A 485-nucleotide genomic window follows, 5' to 3' on the forward strand; every position below is an offset into this window, starting at 1 on the left:
TTGGAATAATTGCCAATATCTCCTAATTCGGCTAAAATAGAAGTACCAGAGAAATGAGAAATCCCTGGAATGCTTAGGATAGGAGAGTTGTTTTTGATCGAGAACTCTTCTATTTTTTTATCTATTTCAGCGATTTGCTCTTTAATAAGCATGATTTGGCTTACCAAGTGTTTGATCTGTATAGTTTCAACTTCAGAAGAGATTCCGATAGAATTCTTTGCACATTCTTTTAATTTTTCCGGAGTCAATGAAATACGATTGCCTCTACCTTTGATTTCAAAACATTTACGAATTGTACGAATGTCTGTAGAAGCGATTGCTTCAGCGCTGCCAAACGTTTTAAGAAGATTCATGTAAACAACACCATATTTAGAACCGAATAAGGTATTGAATTCAGGAAAAACAAGATCAATTGATTTCTGTAGTCGATTACAGTATATATTGAGTTCTTCCTTTAGATTATGGTGATGACGAGTCAATTGTCT

At 34.0% G+C, this 485-nt stretch carries 1 pseudogene; it reads right to left on the reverse strand.

The window, feature by feature from the left end:
- Nucleotides 1-353, reverse strand: a pseudogene (locus LJE08_RS13795) (IS110 family transposase); the annotation flags it as partial.
- Between the last annotated feature and the right edge of the window lie 132 nt (nt 354-485).

It is taken from the genome of Holdemanella sp. DFI.5.55 (assembly GCF_020593575.1).
Lineage (GTDB): Bacteria > Bacillota_I > Bacilli_A > Erysipelotrichales > Erysipelotrichaceae > Holdemanella > Holdemanella hominis.